Origin of the sequence: Bradyrhizobium altum, from assembly GCF_020889705.1 — a bacterium.
In the GTDB taxonomy this organism is placed as follows: domain Bacteria; phylum Pseudomonadota; class Alphaproteobacteria; order Rhizobiales; family Xanthobacteraceae; genus Bradyrhizobium; species Bradyrhizobium altum.
In genome coordinates, this window is the sequence record NZ_JACMYP010000211.1 from 1 (window position 1) to 15,303 (window position 15,303).

Annotated in this window: 15 protein-coding genes; 9 read left to right on the forward strand and 6 right to left on the reverse strand. The window is 63.2% G+C overall.

Going from position 1 to position 15,303, the window contains the following annotated elements:
• Positions 1 to 433 precede the first annotated feature (433 nt).
• Entirely contained in the window at positions 434 to 1,252 is an 819-nt protein-coding gene (locus H8B02_RS35150) for a formate/nitrite transporter family protein (RefSeq protein WP_092116092.1), read from the forward strand.
• 60 nt (positions 1,253 to 1,312) lie between these two features.
• Positions 1,313 to 3,049 (forward strand): bifunctional protein-serine/threonine kinase/phosphatase, encoded by a 1,737-nt coding sequence (locus H8B02_RS35155; protein WP_229170443.1) that lies wholly within the window; start codon positions 1,313 to 1,315, stop codon positions 3,047 to 3,049.
• Between the two features lie 161 nt (positions 3,050 to 3,210).
• Here the strand turns inward: H8B02_RS35155 and H8B02_RS35160 are convergent, their stop codons facing one another.
• Positions 3,211 to 3,999 (reverse strand): substrate-binding domain-containing protein, encoded by a 789-nt coding sequence (locus H8B02_RS35160; RefSeq protein ID WP_229170444.1) that lies wholly within the window; start codon positions 3,997 to 3,999, stop codon positions 3,211 to 3,213.
• Positions 4,000 to 4,188: 189 nt separating this feature from the next.
• Entirely contained in the window at positions 4,189 to 5,412 is a 1,224-nt protein-coding gene (locus H8B02_RS35165) for a polyhydroxyalkanoate depolymerase (protein ID WP_229170453.1), read from the reverse strand.
• A 174-nt stretch (positions 5,413 to 5,586) separates the two neighbouring features.
• Between H8B02_RS35165 and H8B02_RS35170 the strand changes: the two genes are divergently transcribed.
• Positions 5,587 to 6,243, forward strand: coding sequence for a glutathione S-transferase (locus H8B02_RS35170; protein WP_229170445.1), 657 nt, complete (start codon positions 5,587 to 5,589; stop codon positions 6,241 to 6,243).
• Positions 6,244 to 6,554: 311 nt separating this feature from the next.
• Positions 6,555 to 6,989, forward strand: a complete 435-nt coding sequence (locus H8B02_RS35175; RefSeq protein ID WP_212310646.1) for a cupin domain-containing protein — start codon at positions 6,555 to 6,557, stop codon at positions 6,987 to 6,989.
• Positions 6,990 to 7,236: 247 nt separating this feature from the next.
• On the opposite strand, the gene H8B02_RS35180 is transcribed toward H8B02_RS35175, so the two are convergent.
• Complete coding sequence (locus H8B02_RS35180; RefSeq protein ID WP_029079022.1) at positions 7,237 to 7,461, reverse strand: hypothetical protein; 225 nt, start codon at positions 7,459 to 7,461, stop codon at positions 7,237 to 7,239.
• A gap of 195 nt (positions 7,462 to 7,656) precedes the next feature.
• Between H8B02_RS35180 and H8B02_RS35185 the strand changes: the two genes are divergently transcribed.
• Complete coding sequence (locus H8B02_RS35185; protein ID WP_229170446.1) at positions 7,657 to 8,028, forward strand: hypothetical protein; 372 nt, start codon at positions 7,657 to 7,659, stop codon at positions 8,026 to 8,028.
• 140 nt (positions 8,029 to 8,168) lie between these two features.
• Here H8B02_RS35185 and H8B02_RS35190 read toward each other — a convergent pair whose 3' ends face one another.
• Together H8B02_RS35190 and H8B02_RS35195 are read right to left on the reverse strand one after the other, a co-directional pair.
• Positions 8,169 to 9,272, reverse strand: a complete 1,104-nt coding sequence (locus H8B02_RS35190) for a mandelate racemase/muconate lactonizing enzyme family protein (protein WP_229170447.1) — start codon at positions 9,270 to 9,272, stop codon at positions 8,169 to 8,171.
• A 261-nt stretch (positions 9,273 to 9,533) separates the two neighbouring features.
• Positions 9,534 to 10,775: an ABC transporter substrate-binding protein gene (locus H8B02_RS35195; protein WP_229170448.1), complete on the reverse strand. Its 1,242-nt coding sequence runs from the start codon at positions 10,773 to 10,775 to the stop codon at positions 9,534 to 9,536.
• A 237-nt stretch (positions 10,776 to 11,012) separates the two neighbouring features.
• On the opposite strand from H8B02_RS35195, the gene H8B02_RS35200 reads away from it, so the two are divergent.
• Both H8B02_RS35200 and H8B02_RS35205 read left to right on the forward strand, forming a co-directional pair.
• The gene (locus H8B02_RS35200) at positions 11,013 to 11,852 is read left to right on the forward strand and encodes an AraC family transcriptional regulator (protein ID WP_229170449.1); all 840 of its coding nucleotides are present in this window, start codon (positions 11,013 to 11,015) and stop codon (positions 11,850 to 11,852) included.
• Between the two features lie 156 nt (positions 11,853 to 12,008).
• Positions 12,009 to 12,758, forward strand: a complete 750-nt coding sequence (locus H8B02_RS35205; protein WP_229170450.1) for a transglutaminase-like domain-containing protein — start codon at positions 12,009 to 12,011, stop codon at positions 12,756 to 12,758.
• A gap of 240 nt (positions 12,759 to 12,998) precedes the next feature.
• Here the strand turns inward: H8B02_RS35205 and H8B02_RS49140 are convergent, their stop codons facing one another.
• On the reverse strand, positions 12,999 to 13,214 hold the full coding sequence (locus H8B02_RS49140; protein ID WP_376711750.1) for a LuxR C-terminal-related transcriptional regulator: 216 nt from the start codon (positions 13,212 to 13,214) through the stop codon (positions 12,999 to 13,001).
• Positions 13,215 to 13,588: 374 nt separating this feature from the next.
• Between H8B02_RS49140 and H8B02_RS35210 the strand changes: the two genes are divergently transcribed.
• Together H8B02_RS35210 and H8B02_RS35215 are read left to right on the forward strand one after the other, a co-directional pair.
• The gene (locus tag H8B02_RS35210) at positions 13,589 to 14,251 is read left to right on the forward strand and encodes a VIT1/CCC1 transporter family protein (RefSeq protein WP_229170451.1); all 663 of its coding nucleotides are present in this window, start codon (positions 13,589 to 13,591) and stop codon (positions 14,249 to 14,251) included.
• A 71-nt stretch (positions 14,252 to 14,322) separates the two neighbouring features.
• Positions 14,323 to 15,195 carry a TorF family putative porin gene (locus H8B02_RS35215; protein WP_229170452.1) on the forward strand — a complete coding sequence of 291 codons (873 nt, stop codon included), beginning with the start codon at positions 14,323 to 14,325 and terminating at the stop codon, positions 15,193 to 15,195.
• The last annotated feature ends 108 nt before the right edge of the window (positions 15,196 to 15,303 follow it).

Below are 15,303 nucleotides of genomic sequence, written 5' to 3' on the forward strand. Positions count from 1 at the left end.
CGTCTCGAAGGGGCGACGGCCACCAGCCGGGCCGTTCATCCTTCGAGACGCGCTACGCGCTCCTCAGGATGACGGGGATGGAGCGGCGCGCCCCCTGGGTGACATCTGGGCATGCTGCATAATTCCGCGCCATTGCGCGGGACGGTTCCTGCGTTGCCTCTCCAACTCATTGTATTGGCAAGGATTTAATGCCGTCCGCGGGCGCCTCCGGTTGGCATGGCCATTGCTTTTAGATGCATCAGTCAATGACGACTGCCGTCCTCCGGATTGCCGAAGCCAATGCAGGCCGAGGTGAGGGGATCAAGGCGCCCCGCCGGGGCGCCGCGAGCAATCGTCGTACCCCCAACTCCCCCGGACGGACGAGCAATTCAATCAACCGCGTCGCTTCCGGCAGGCAACCGGCGCGGCCGAATTGCGCAAGGGGAATTTACGAATGGCTTATCTCGCACCGTCCGAATTCGTCGCCAAGATGGTGGACGCCGGCGAATCCAAGATCTTCATGTCGACGCGCGACACCGTGATCCGCGCCTACATGGCCGGTGCGATCCTCGCGCTGGCGGCCTGGTTTGCCGTGACGATCAACGTCAACACGGGCCAGCCGCTCGTCGGCGCATTGCTGTTTCCGGTCGGCTTCGTGATGCTCTATCTGCTGGGCTTCGACCTGCTGACGGGCGTGTTCGTCCTGTCACCGCTCGCGCTGCTCGACAAGCGCCCCGGCGTCACGCTCGGCGGCGTGCTGCGCAACTGGGGCCTCGTCTTCGTCGGCAACTTTGCCGGCGCGCTCACGGTGGCGTTCATGATGGCGTTCGTGACGACGTTCGGCTTCACGCAGGAGCCCGACAAGGTCGGCATGACCATCGGAAACGTCGGCGAGGCACGAACTCTGGGTTATGCAGCGCACGGCGCGGCGGGCATGGCCACTCTGTTCATCCGCGGCATGCTCTGCAACTGGATGGTTTCCACCGGCGTCGTCGGCGCCATGATCTCGACGACCGTGCCTGGCAAGGTCATCGCGATGTGGATGCCGATCCTGGTGTTCTTCTACATGGTGTTCGAGCATTCGGTGGTGAACATGTTCCTGTTCCCGTCGGGACTGATGCTCCATGCCAAGTTTTCGATTATGGACTACCTGATCTGGAATGAAATCCCGACCGTGCTCGGCAACCTCGCCGGCGGCCTCGCCTTCACCGGGCTCACGCTCTACACGACGCATGTGAAGACGGCGCCGAAGCGCCAGCGCCTCGCGGCTTGATCCTGGCCGGCTTATGGGGCTCTCCTGTCACGGAGGGCCCCATTCGCATTGGGACGGTCGATGCCGCGCGCGCTGACAATATCGGTCGGGCAATTCTCTGATCAGGGCCGCAAGGACACCAATCAGGATTTCCACGGCGTGCTGATCCCCGACGAGCCGCTGCTCGGCTTGAAGGGCGTCGCCGTCGTGCTTGCCGATGGCATCTCCTCGAGCAGCGTCAGCCGCATCGCCGCGGAGTCCGCGGTCAAGAGCTTCCTGACCGATTACTACTGCACCTCGGAATCCTGGTCGGTGAAGACCTCGGCGCAGCGGGTGCTGGAGGCGACCAATTCCTGGCTGCACGCGCAGACGAGGCGCAGCCAGAACCCCTACGACAAGGACAAGGGTTACGTCTGCACACTCAGCGCCGTGGTGATCCGTTCGACCACGGCGCATCTGTTCCATGTCGGCGACAGCCGGATCTACCGCGTCGCGGGCAACAGCCTCGAACAATTGACCAACGACCACCGCGTCGTGCTGTCGTCGCAACAGAGCTATCTCGGCCGCGCGCTCGGCGTGAACCCGCAGCTCGAGATCGACTACCAGAATCTCCAGCTGGAGCGGGGCGACACCTTCCTGCTGGTGACCGACGGCATCTACGAGCACGTCCCCGCGCGGCAGCTGGCGAGGACCATCAGGAATGGCGCGGCCGATCTCGATGCTGCCGCGAAGTCGATCGTCGAGCAGGCCTATGAGAACGGCAGCCCGGACAATCTCACCGCGCAGATCATCCGGATCGACGAACTGCCGGACGGCGACGCCAGCGAGGTGTTCGGCCAGCCCACCGAGCTGCCGCTGCCGCCGTTGCTCGATGCAAGGATGCTGTTCGACGGCTACTGCATCGTCCGCGAGCTGCATGCATCGCACCGCAGCCACATCTATCTCGCGATCGACGAGGAGAGCGGCACCACGGTCACGATCAAGATCCCCTCGATCGACCTGCGCGACGATGGCGCCTATCTGAAGCGCTTCATGCTGGAGGAGTGGGTCGCCCGGCGGATCGACAGCCCGCATGTGCTGAAGCCGTTTCTGCCGCAGCGCAAGCGCAACTTCCTCTATGTCGCGATGGAGTATATCGACGGGCAGACCCTGACGCAGTGGATGATCGACAATCCCGATCCAGCGCTCGAGACAGTACGCGACATCACCGAGCAAATTGCAAAAGGGCTGCGCGCGTTCCACCGCAAGGAGATGCTGCACCAGGACGTCAGGCCCGACAACATCATGATCGACAGGACCGGAACGGTGAAGATCATCGATTTCGGTTCGACGCGGATCTCGGGCGTTGCCGATGCGGCGCCGGCGGGCGTCGAGGACATTCTGGGCACCCAGCAATACACCGCGCCGGAGTATTTCCTGGGCGAGGGCGGCACCGCGCGTTCCGACCTGTTCTCGCTCGGCGTCGTGACCTATCAGATGCTGACGGGCCGCTTGCCCTACGGCGCGCAGATCGCGCGCGCCCGCACCCGATCCGGCTTCAACCGGCTGGTCTACCGTCCGGCTGCGCATGGCGGCCGCGAGATTCCGGCCTGGGTCGACGGCACGCTGGAGCGCGCGGTGCACGCCAATCCGCTGAAACGCTACGACACCTTCTCGGAGTTCCTGTTCGACTTGCGCAATCCCAACGCAAGATATCTGACGACGTCATCGACGCCGCTGATCGAGCGCAACCCGGTGCTGTTCTGGAAGTCGACCACGCTGCTGCTGGCGCTTGTCGTGGTGGTGCTGCTCGCCTACGGCGCGCATCATTTGCGGTAGGGATATCCAGTTCGATAGCAGGCCCGCAGGCCTATCCCCGTCATACTGAGGTGCGAGCGAAGCGAGCCTCGAAGGATGTACGGCCGCACTGTGGCCGATTCATCCTTCGAGACGCGCTACGCGCTCCTCAGGATGACGGGGATAGATACGGCGATGTCTCGCTAATGCGTCGCGCCGGCGGCAATCGGATCGAGGCCGCTCTTCACCAGCGCGTCGCGCGCGTCCGGCGAGGCGAGGAAGCTGATCAGCGCCTTGCCGGCGTCGGGCTCCTTCGCGGCGGTCGCGATGCCGGCGGAGAACACCGTGATCTTCTGCAACGGTTCCGGCAGGGGACCTATGATGTCGATGCCGGCAACCGGCTTCAGCTCGGAGATCTGCTGCAAGCCGATCTCGGCCTCGCCCCTGGCCACGATCTCGCCGACCGGGGTTGCCGGGATCATCCGCGCCTTGTCCTTCATCTGATCGGCGATGCCGAGTTTGCCGAACATCTCGGTCGAGACATAGACGCCGCTGGCGCTGTCGGAGTAGGCGACCGATTTTGCGGCCAGCAGCGCCTGCTTGACGGTGTCGGCCGAACCGATGTCCGGCCTCGGTGCGCCTAATTTCACCGCGATGCCGATCGGCGACTTCACGAGGTCGACGCGACTGTCGGCCACCACCTTGCCCTGCTTGATGAGGTCCCCCAGCGCATAGCCGACCATGATCAGCACGTCGGCCGGCTCACCGCGCTCCAGCCGCATCGGAATGGCGTTGGTCGTGGTGCCCATCGACGGTCCGAAGGCGGTCACCACCTTGTGCCCGGTCTTGCGCTCGAATTCCGGCACCAGCGCCTTGTAGGCCGCCGTCAGCCCGCCCGAGATCATGACATGGACTTCGGCGGCGGATGCGGCTGATGTGAGCGCGAGGGCGCCGATGACGGCGAGCGTGAGGGCGCGGAAGGTGGCGCGCATGGAGTTTCTCCCTGGACGATTCTTGGGAAACAGGTCGTCGTGGCCGGGAGACTACTGCGCGAGGGGAGGTGTGGCTAGGGTTGTGCCGCCGTCATTGCGAGCGAAGCGAAGCAATCCATTGCTCCACATATGCGGACCGATGGATTGCTTCGTCGCTTCGCTCCTCGCAATGACGAGGGAGGAGCGCTCTCACGAATTCACATGCACGAAATCGCGCAGCAGCGGGTAGATCTCGTTGTTCCAGCGCTTGCCGGAAAACACGCCGTAATGGCCGACGCCGGCCTGCATGTGGTGCACCTTGCGATAGGTGCGCACGCCGGTGCAGAGGTCCTGGGCGGCGAGCGTCTGCCCGATCGAGCAGATGTCGTCCTTCTCGCCTTCCACCGTCATCAGGCCCATGCGCCGGATCGCCGCCGGGTTCACCGGGCGGCCGCGATGCATCAGCATGCCCTGCGGCAACAGATGTTCCTGGAACACGTCGCGCACCGTCTCGATATAGAATTCCGCCGGCAGATCCATCACCGCGAAATACTCGTCGTAGAAGGTCTTGATCACCTCGGCCTCGGCGGTCTCGCCTTTGGCGAGATGGTCGGCGAGATCGATGTGCTGCTTGATGTGGCGCTCGAGGTTCATCGAGACGAACGCGGTGAGCTGCACGAAGCCGGGATAGACCTGACGCAGCGCGCCCTTGCACTGCATCGGCACGTAGTTGATCAGATTGTCCTCGAACCATTTGATCGGCTTGCTCTTGGCGAATTCGTTCACCTTGGTCGGCAGGATCCTCGTGTCGATCGGCCCGGCCATCAGGGTCAGCGACGCCGGCCGCGCCGGATGATTGTCTTCGGACATCACCGCGGCAGCCGCCAGCGCTGAGACCGAGGGCTGGCAGATCGCCACCATATGCGAGCGCGGGCCGAGCTGACCGAGGAAGTCGATCAGATGGTCGGTGTAGTCCTCGAGCCCGAAGCGGCCCTCCTGGCGCGGAATGTCGCGCGGGTTGTGCCAGTCGGTGATGTAGACGTCGTGGTCCTGCAGCAGCGTCTTCACGGTGCCGCGAAGCAGCGTGGCAAAATGGCCGGACATCGGCGCCACCAGCAAGAGCCGCGGCTGCTCCGGTCCGTCCACCTTCCTGAAATGCAGCAGCGAGCCGAACGGCGTCGCGTAGGCGACCTCCTCGGTCACTTGGTATTCCCGGTTGCCGGCGGACACGCTGCCGATGGCGTAGTCGGGACGGGCGTAGGTCAGGGTGGAGCGCGAGATCAGCTCGAGCGCCGCCGCGAGCCGGCCGTACACCCGGTCGGCGGCGCCCTGCGGCACCAGATTGAGGTATTTCAGCGCCGCTGCAGCCCCGGTCCGCCATGGCGCCGTGAGGTCCATGTGGTTCTGATAGGCTTGGTACATCATTGACATCATACGCATCCGCCCCTGGCCCGGCTGGATATGCAATATCGACGCCAGAGAGGGGGCGGGCTGCCCGGCAAATTGGCACGTGGCTTGCTGCAAAAATGAACGGCTTCGGGGCGCGGCGGTTGGACCGGCGCGCGGTCACCGGGGGGCTAAGGACGCGTTCAGGCGTGAGGATCCGATATGGCGAAAGCGACACTCACCATCAGCAGCAAGAATTATTCGTCCTGGTCGCTGCGCGGCTGGCTGCTGGTGAAATTCGCCGGGCTGGAATTCGAGGAGGTGGTCACCGCGCCCGATGACGCCTCGGCGCGGGCCGAACTGCTGCTGCTGTCGTCATCGATCCTGGTGCCCTGCCTGCGCCACGAGGGCGCGACCGTCTGGGATACGCTGGCGATCGGCGAGTATCTTAACGAGGTCGTGCCACACGCCGGGCTGCTGCCGGACGACCGGATCCAGCGCGCGCATTGCCGCTCGATCTCGGGCGAAATCCATTCCGGCTTCACCACGCTGCGGTCCTCGCTGCCGGTCAATCTCAAGGGGCATTTTCCCGGCTTCAAGATCTGGTCGCGCGCGCAGGCCGATATCGACCGTGTCTGCACCATCTGGTGCGATTGCCTCGGCAAGTCAGGCGGACCGTTCCTGTTCGGCGAACGCCGCACCATGGCGGACGCGATGTATGCCCCCGTCGTGACCCGCTTCATGACCTATGACGTCAAGCTCGACCCCGTTCTTGCGGCGTATGCCGGCACCATCATGGCGATGCCCGAGATGCAGGAATGGATCGAGGCGGCGAAGGCCGAGCCTGCCGACGTCGAGGAGCTCGAGGTCGAATATTAGGCAGCGTGCGCCGGGCCTGCCGGCGCCGGCGGCCCAAGCTCCGGGCAGGCCTTGCTCAATGGACGTGCCGTCGGCGTCGGGCATCGGCGCCGCGCGGAGATCGGGCGCAGCACGCGCCGAACGCAAATTCAGGCTTTGCTCCAAGTGCTTCCGCTGCGACGGCGGCGCATGGCGAGACCGATCGCCGCAGCACAACCGGGCTGGCAAGGATTTCGCATAGCAACAAGCGAGCTGTGACCGCGACGATGCGACGCTGCCGAAAATTTGGACGCTGAGCCGGCGCCGCGATCTCGCGAACCGTGGAGGCTTAAATGAACCAGCACGCCGCCGTCAGCAAATTCTCCCACGTCAAACCCGGTGACACCGAGTTCAAGGGCGGAGGTCTGCGCGACTTCTTCCTGTATCGCGATCTCGGCATCGCCGATGCCACCGGCGGGCAGGTGATCTGCCATCTGGTCAAGGCCAATCCCGACCTGCCGCCGGAAGAGGGCACCGGCTGGCACAAGCATCTGTGCGATTTTCAGATCGTCATCATGACCAAGGGCTGGGCGCGCTTCATGTACGAAGACAAGGAGACGCTGGTCGAGGCCGGCGACGTGATCCATCAGCGGCCCGGCATCACCCACTATCTGTTCGATTACTCGAAGGACATGGAATACCTCGAGATCGTCAGCCCCGCCGATTTCAAGACCGTGGATGTGCCGCCTGCGACCGAGACCGTGCCGCCGGTGACGCCGTGGAAATGATCGCGAGGAGGGACCGCAAATGTCGTCCGCGGAGGAATTAACCTTTGTCGTCGGCCGCTGGCTGCGGCCGATCGTCATGCTTCTGTATGTGGTGCGCTGCCTCGGGCTGATGACCACATCTAGCCGTGAACAACGGAGTACGTTGCCCAATCAGTGATTCGGACGCGGTTCGTTCCACCCGCGTTCCAAATCTTAAAACGCCTCGCGTGCGCGTCGCGTTTTGAAACAGCGCGCGCCAATGCGCGCGTCAGGCCATGCCCGCCTGCTTCACGCGCGGCATGCGCCAGGCGATGACGTTGACCTCCAGCGCGCCGCCGGTCGTGTCGTTGCGCCACTGGCCGTCGATGAATCGGCAGGCGAACGGCAGCTGATACGTTCCGCTGTGATCCTCACAAAGCACTTCCACGCGTTGTTCCGGCGAAGGTTCGCCATTGCCGTCGAATTGCGCCAGCCGTTTTTCGCGCGTAGCCATACGATCTGTCTCCACTGCCCAAGGTCGAGCCAAAAGGGGTCGAACCAAACTAGTTCCGAAGGCCCCCGTCCCCACGAGTAGTCCCGGTAATGGGTCAAGCACACCGCTCGAATGCGGTTTCAGTGTGGTATGTCTGCCTGGCTTTCAGCGTCGCGAGCACAAAACTGTGAATGACGCATGTGATTGGGGATGTCGATGATCGCGCGTTTCGTTGTTGCCTTGCTCGTGCCGCTTGCACTCGGCTTCGTCGGAACCGCGCATGCGCAGGACGTTCCCGGCATCGAGATCTGCACCGTCGAGAAGACGATGGAGCGGCGCACCAGCTGCCTGCAGAGCAATGTCGATTTCCTGCAGAAGACGATCGGCAAGCTCACATCGGATCACCAGCAGAAGCTCGACGCCGCCAACCGGCAGATCGAAAGCCTGAAGGGTTCGGTCGCGACCTTGCAGAAACTCGTCACTGATCTGCAGGCGGCGCAGGTCAAGCTGACCGAGGATCTGAAGAAGAAAGCCGACGCGCCGCCGGCGAAGGATGCGACGCCTTCTGCGAAGGACGGGACGAAGTAGCTTCGTCATTGCGAGCGAAGCGAAGCAATCCATCCCACCGCGCATGCGGAGCGATGGATTGCTTCGTCGCTTCAGCGCAAAATTGCTTTGCAATTTTGTCGCGAGCTCCTCGCAATGACGGATCGGGCGAAGTCGCGCCCTCACGCCACCCGATACGTCTCCATCACATCGCGATCCGGCTCGTAGCCGAGCCCGGGGCCCTGCGGCACGGCGACATGGCCACGGGCGTCGACGTCGATGCGGTCGCCCCACAGGCAGGCGGGGCGCTTCATGAAGAACACCTCGATCAAGCCTTCGTCGCGGATCGCCATCAGATGCAGCGTGGCGAGGAAGCCCGGTCCGAAATAGGGCGAATGCGGAATCACCTGGACGCCGAACTCGTCGGCGAGCACGGCTACGCGCAGGAATTCGGTGACGCCGCCGACCTTGATCACCGACGGCTGCGCGTGGCTGACCGCGCCCGCGGTCATCATCTGGCGGAATTGATGCACGGTGCAGGCATTCTCGCCGGCCGCGATATCGAGCCGGCCTTCTCTCCGCACTTCCGCGAGCGTTGCAAAATCCTCCGGCGGCCAGACCGGCTCCTCCAGGAACATCGGCGCGGCCTGCTTGCAGTCGCGGGCGAACTGGATCGCCGCCGGTCCATCCAGCGGGCAATTCATGTCGACCATCAGCGGCACGCCGGGGCCGATCGCTTCGCGCGCCGCAGCAACGGCCGGCACGGTGGTCTCGTGCAGCTTGATTGCGGCGTAACCGAGCTTGATCGCCTTCTTGCATTCGGCGGCGATGTGCATCGGATTGCCGATCCGCATCAGGCTGGCATAGGCCGGAATCGTGCTGCGCTTGGCGCCGCCGATCAATTGATGCAGCGGCACGCCCTTCACCTTGCCGGCGAGATCCCACAGCGCGATGTCGAGTGCCGAGATCGCAAACATCGTGATGCCGTAGCGGCCGAACAGATGCAGATTGCGCTGGATCTGCTCCATCGCGGCGGGGATGCTGGCCGCATCGGGCACCTCGAGGCCGCGGGCCTGCGGCGCGATCATCTCGGCCACCGCCGCGCAACTCGTCTTCGGGCAGACATAGGCGAAGGCATCGCCCCAGCCGGTCAGGCCTGCATCGGTCGAAACCTCGACCAGCACCATGTCGAGCGCCGAGATCGCGGAGGCGCCCTGGCGGAAGCTCGCGGGGCCTGCGTCATAGGGAATGCGGATGTGGTGGGCGCGGACGTCGGTGATTTTCATTGTTGTTGTCCTTCCGATCGTAGGATGTAGCTGGATGTCCCTGGAGCTCGTGAGGGGCGGACGCGGCAGCCTGGACGGTGTTGCTTCGGCTCGTCTGGGTTCCAGCCATCGCAGCTCTTGCTTGTGGCAAGTCTTGTTTGTGGCAAGTGTTGCTCGTGACAAGTCTTGCTCGTGACAAGTCTTGCTCGTGAATCGTGTCGAAGACGTGGATGCCCGGCGTGGCGCCGGGCATCGCCAACTCCGAAGCTGTGGAGAAGGCCGCTACGAGCTCTTCTCGCCGCTCATGACGGGGCCGAACCGCTCCCAGCTCTCGCCCTTGAAGCGCATCATCTGCAACTGCTCGATCGGTGCATAGTCGTCTGGTCCGGTCTTGATCTTGGTGCCGGGCAGATAGATGCCGATCTCGAAGTTGAGGCTGGCCGCCTGCTTCATCAGGTTCTCGCGGGTGAGGTTGTCGCCGCATTGCCGCAACACTTGCTCCAGCCCCTTGGCGACGCCGTAACCGAACACGGTCGAGGCGTCGTTCTGGTCGCCCTCAGGATACCACTTGGTCATGAAGGCGCGCCACTCGTTCATGGCCGGATCGTTCTTCCACTCGTGATCCGCGGGATCCTTCAGATACTGGGTCGACAGGATGTCCTGGCTCGCCTCATAGCCGGCCGGCTTCATCACGCCGCCGATCGAGACGGAGACGTTGGTCAGGAACTGGACCGGATGCCAATCGAGCTCGGCAGCCTTCTTGATCGCCTGCGCCGCGAATTTCGGCGTCGCGATGTTGATGAAGATGTCGGGGTTGGCGCCCTTGATCTGCACGATCTGCGAATCCACCGTCGGCGACGTGGTCTCGTAGGAGGATTCGACGACGATTAGCTTCTTGGCCGCATCGCCGAGCCCGTCATGCAAGCCGATCAGATAGTCCTTGCCGAAATCGTCGTTCTGGTAGAGCACGCCGATGGTCTTGCCGGGATATTTCTGCAGGATGTACTTCGCATAGATGCGCGCCTCGACCTGGTAGCTCGGCTGCCAGCCCATGGTCCACGGAAAATTCTTCGGATCGTTCCACTTGGCGGCGCCGGTGGAGACGAACAGCTGCGGCACCTTCTTGGCGTTCATGTATTTCTGGATCGCGGTGTTGCCCGGCCTGCCCAGCGGATTGAAGATCAGGAGCACCTCGTCGCTCTCGACCAGCTTGCGGGCCTGCTCGACCATCTTCGGCGGGCTGTAGCCGTCGTCGTAGGAGACGAAGTTGATCTTGCGGCCATTGATGCCGCCCTCGCTGTTGACCTTGTTGAAATAGGCCGCTTCCGTCTTGCCGATCGTGGCGTAGGCGGATGCTGGACCCGAATAGGGCATGATGTTGCCGACCTTGATCTCGGTGTCGGTCGCACCCGGATCGTATTTCTTCTGGGCGTTGGCTGCGCTGGCGACGGCGATCGTCAAAAGCCCCGCAAGCGCCGCAGACTTGACGCAGTTGACATAGCTCAGGCGGTGGTGGTGCATCATTGTCCTCCCTGACATGCTGGCCGCGGCTCGTGCAGTCTTGATTTTCGGGCAGCTTGGTGAGCCGTCGGATCGATGCAACTGCGAGTATGCACGATTGCAGCGGTGTTGCCAGCGACGGCTTTGCGGTAAAATTTCGCAGAGCGGAACCACAGTTTCGCCGCCGCGCAGCAAGGACTGTCAAACGCCGCGCGCCGCAGCCATGCATGATGCCCGAGCTTTGCAGGAAGGCCGTCGTCCATGAATCCAGCCCAGAAGGCGCTCTGGTATATCGAAAGCCACCTGCGCACGTCGCTGACGCTCGATGATATTGCGGTCGTTGCCGGGGTCTCGCGCTTCCATCTGGTGCGGGCGTTCGCGGAGGCGACCGGGTTTTCGGTGATGCGCTACGTGCGGGCGCGCCGCCTCAGCGAGGCCGCGCGCGAGCTCGCGGCCGGTGCGCCCGACATTCTCACGCTCGCGCTGGATGCGGATTACGGCTCCCACGAGGCATTCACCCGCGCGTTTCGCGACCATTTCGGCGTCACGCCGGAGACGGTGCGCGCAACGACGTGCCTGTCCAAGCTCAAGCTCCAGGAGCCGATCACCATGATCTCGACCGCTCTCGATCACATCGATCCGCCGCGTATCGCGACCGGCAAGGCCTTTCTCGTTGCCGGCGTCGGCGAGCGCTACAACCACGCCAATGACAGCACGGCCGGCATTCCGAACCAGTGGCATGGCTTCCACCAGCAATGCGCGCATATTCCCCGCCAGGTCGGTGACGTTGCCTATGGTGTCTGCTGCAACGGCGACGATGCCGGCAATTTCGACTACATCGCAGGTGTCGAGGTCGCCGATTTCTCCGACCTGCCGCGCGAGTTCGCGCGCGTCCGGATTCCGGCGCAGAAATATGTGGTGTTCACCCACGCCGACCACATCTCGACCATCCGCCGCACCGTCAACACGATCTGGAATCGCTGGCTGCCGCAATCCGGCATGAAGGTCGCCGACGCGCCGAACTTCGAGCGCTACGACGAGAAGTTCGACAAGAACAGCGGTAACGGCGGGCTCGAGATCTGGGTGCCGGTGGAGCAGTAGCGGCCGGTGTGGTGGTTGCGCGGGAGGCGAGACGTGCGGGAGACCATTCAGATGAACGTCGACAGATACGAAAGACCGGTTGCCATGAGCGATCCGGGGCGTCACGCGCCTCTATTCGACGACCTGCCGCGGGGCGCCGGCGCGCTTGCGGCGACTGTGCAGGGTCTGCTGATCCATCAGCACATCGCTCCGGCCTACGGGGTTACGCTCGGCGGCGACCGGCAAGCGCAATCACAGGTCCGTGCCGTCGAGAACATGCTGGATGAAATGGTGGCGCGCGACGCGCGGCCGCTTGCCGTGGCGCGGGCCGTCAACGAGCGGCAGGTCGGCGTCTGCAGGCACTTCACGCTGCTTCATGTGGCGATGTTGCGCACGCAGGGCATTCCGGCGCGTGCCCGTTGCGGGTTCGGCGCCTATTTCGAAGCGGGCAAATACCTCGACCATTGGGTGACAGAGTACTGGAACGAAGACAGGAAATGCTGGGTATTGTTCGATTCCCAGATCGACGATCGGCAGCGTGAGCTGTTCGGGATCGGGTTCGATGCGGCGGATGTACCGCGGGACCAGTTCCTGGTCGCAGGCGATGCCTGGTCGCTCTGCCGCGCCGGGAGCCGTGATCCCTGCGCCTTCGGCATCCTCGACATGTACGGACTTTGGTTCATTGCAGGCAATCTTGTCCGCGACATCTGCGCGCTGAACAATCGCGAGATGCTGCCGTGGGACGTTTGGGGCGCCATGCGCATGCAGGACAGCGAACTGGATCTGGCGTTTTTCGACCGGCTGGCAATCGTCAGTCGTGAGCCCGATGCTCACGTCGATGAACTCGATGCGCTTGATCGCGATGAGCGGGTGCGCATTCCCGGAGCCGTGTTCAACGCCGTGCTCGACTGCGTGCAGCAGCTGTAGCCGAAGGTCGCGGGCGGGCCGGACTTCGAGCGCTATGACGAGAAGTTCGACAAGAACAGCGGTAACAGCGAGCTTGAGATCTGGGTGCTGGTCGAAGGGTAGGGCAATTCCTCCGAGCATGGAACGGTTGCAATTCGAGCGACCCCAGCAGCCTTTGGGGGCCTGATGCGGCGGCTGCTGGGGCCATCTACCGGCCCGATGCGCCGAGCCAGGTTCGCGAGGGCTCCACTTGGACCAAGGCTATGGCGGCTGTTGCGACGCGGGCCACCGAGCCAATCTTTTGGCCGCATCCATGATCTGAATATGTGAGTGGATTTTCAGCTTCCTGAGCAAGCGAACGCGCTGGACTGAAATCTGCGCTACGGTCCCACCGATCTGCGCGGCAATCTGAGCATAGCACCGCCCGAGGGCCATGCGCCTCAGGAGCTTCTTTTCGCGCGGGCTCAGGAGCAGCACGGGACGCCTTCACGACACGAACATCGCAATGCCGATAATGACGAGCGGGCTTAGCCCCATCAGAACGATGCAAACGCTCTCAAGTAGGTCATTGCTCATGACGCAACTCCTGCGTTGGAGCTGGAACCTACACCCGGTGGAACTCGGCGAGCTAGTGCACTTTGTGCCTCGGAAACCAGCCGAAACAACTGGGCTGCTGCACTGCGGACCTCCGTTCAACGCGATGGGCCGATGGATTGATCTATCTCAATCTCCATTCGAAATGCCGACCCAGCCTTGCTCGCAAGCCTGCGATACGTTCCAGGCGATCGGGAGGTGGGGCATGTATCGGCATCTTCTCATTCCGACAGATGGCTCGGAACTGGCGGGCTGAGATGTCGGAAGCTTCGGATTCCCTGTTCGGTAGCGTGCTGGATCCGATGGAACGGATCTCCGAAACCCTGTTCGGCCTGATCATGGCTCTCACCTTTATCTGCTCGCTCGGTATCGCAACGGGGACAAACATCAATTTCAAGACCATGCTGATCGGTGCGCTCGGCTGCAACCTTGCCTGGGGTATCGTTGACGGCGGTCTTTATCTGCTGGGCCGGATCAACAGTCGGGGAGGCAAGCTTCGAATGCTCCACGCGGTGCGGCAGGCGCCGGATTCCGAGACGGCGCGTAGCGTCATCGCTGACGCACTGCCACCGGAATTGGCGGCGTTTTTGCCTGCGCAGCAATTGGAAGCGATACGGCAGAAACTGCAACGTTTGCCCGAAACGTCCGGCGGACCGAAACTGACGAAGCGTGATTGGATCGGGGCGCTGGGTCTTTGCTTGCTGAGCTTCCTTTCGACCTTCCCGGTGGTCATCCCGTTTCTATTCCTGAGCGACGCCAGATTGGCGCTGCGCGTCTCCTACGCCGTCGCTATCATCATGCTGTTTTGCTGCGGTTACGTGTTCGGAATTCAAAGCGGGTTGCGGCCCTGGGCCGCTGGCCTTGCGATGGTGGCAGTTGGTGGTGCGCTGGTTGGCATAGCGGTGGCTCTTGGAGGATAGCGACGGTGAGGCGGCCCGGTGCTGCATTGGTTCGGCGGTTACGCGGTGCCTCATGCGCCGCGTTGGTCGGGATGTGTGCACCAGTGACCGCCGCTATCGCACAAGCCAATCCCCCAACTCCAGGCAGTGCGATCGGTCTTGGCAACCGGGGATGGTCGGCGGCCGATACCAACCGTGATACCTCGGCAAACGAACTCGAATTCAGCGCCCGCGCGGGCGTTGCATCCGACTACATCTATCGCGGGACTACGCTTTCCGATCATGGGCCCGCGGCAGGTGCCGCCTTCGAAACAAGATTTGGTGCGGTATACGCAGGAACTACCGTGGCCACCGTCAAGCTACCGACCCAGCCAGCCGCCGAGTTGACGTTTGCCGGCGGGGTCCGCCCGAAGATCGCAAACGTCGATTTCGATCTTGGCGTCACCTATTTCGCCTATCCCAGCGAACGGCTTCCCGGCGAGACGAATGGCATCAACTATTGGGAAGCGGCTATTCGCGGCGATCGTCGCATCACCGAAGACATCCATATCGCGGCCGGCTACGCCTATTCGCCTGACGTCTCGAACACCGGAGCCTGGAGCCAGTATGCCGCGGCCGGCATCGGCTGCGATGTGCCAGGCCGGCTGCTGCCGCAGCACCTGGCCGTGTCGTTCACGGCTGCTGCCGGCTATTCCTGGTTCGGCAATCAGGCCGCGCAACTCGGCGGCTTCCCGCTACCTGCCTATCTCAACTGGCAGGCGGGCGTGACCTTCACGCACAAGGCCTTCAATCTCGATCTGCGCTACTACGACACCAATCTGTCGAAGGAGAACTGCTTTGTCTTTACGGGCGATCCGAATGCGCGTTCGGGTGGCCACGTGAATCCCGTCACCAACCCTGACGGCCTGGTCTCGAATTGGTGTGGCGCGACGTTCGTTGCGAAGGCCTGGTTTGCCTTCAACTAGCTCTCGGTGGCGGCTCGCGTGTCTGCTACAGGTTACCGTGAGCCTCGGGACGCCGCGGCCGCTCGGCTCAAGCACTGGCGTCTCTGGAATACAGGATCACCCGCATGC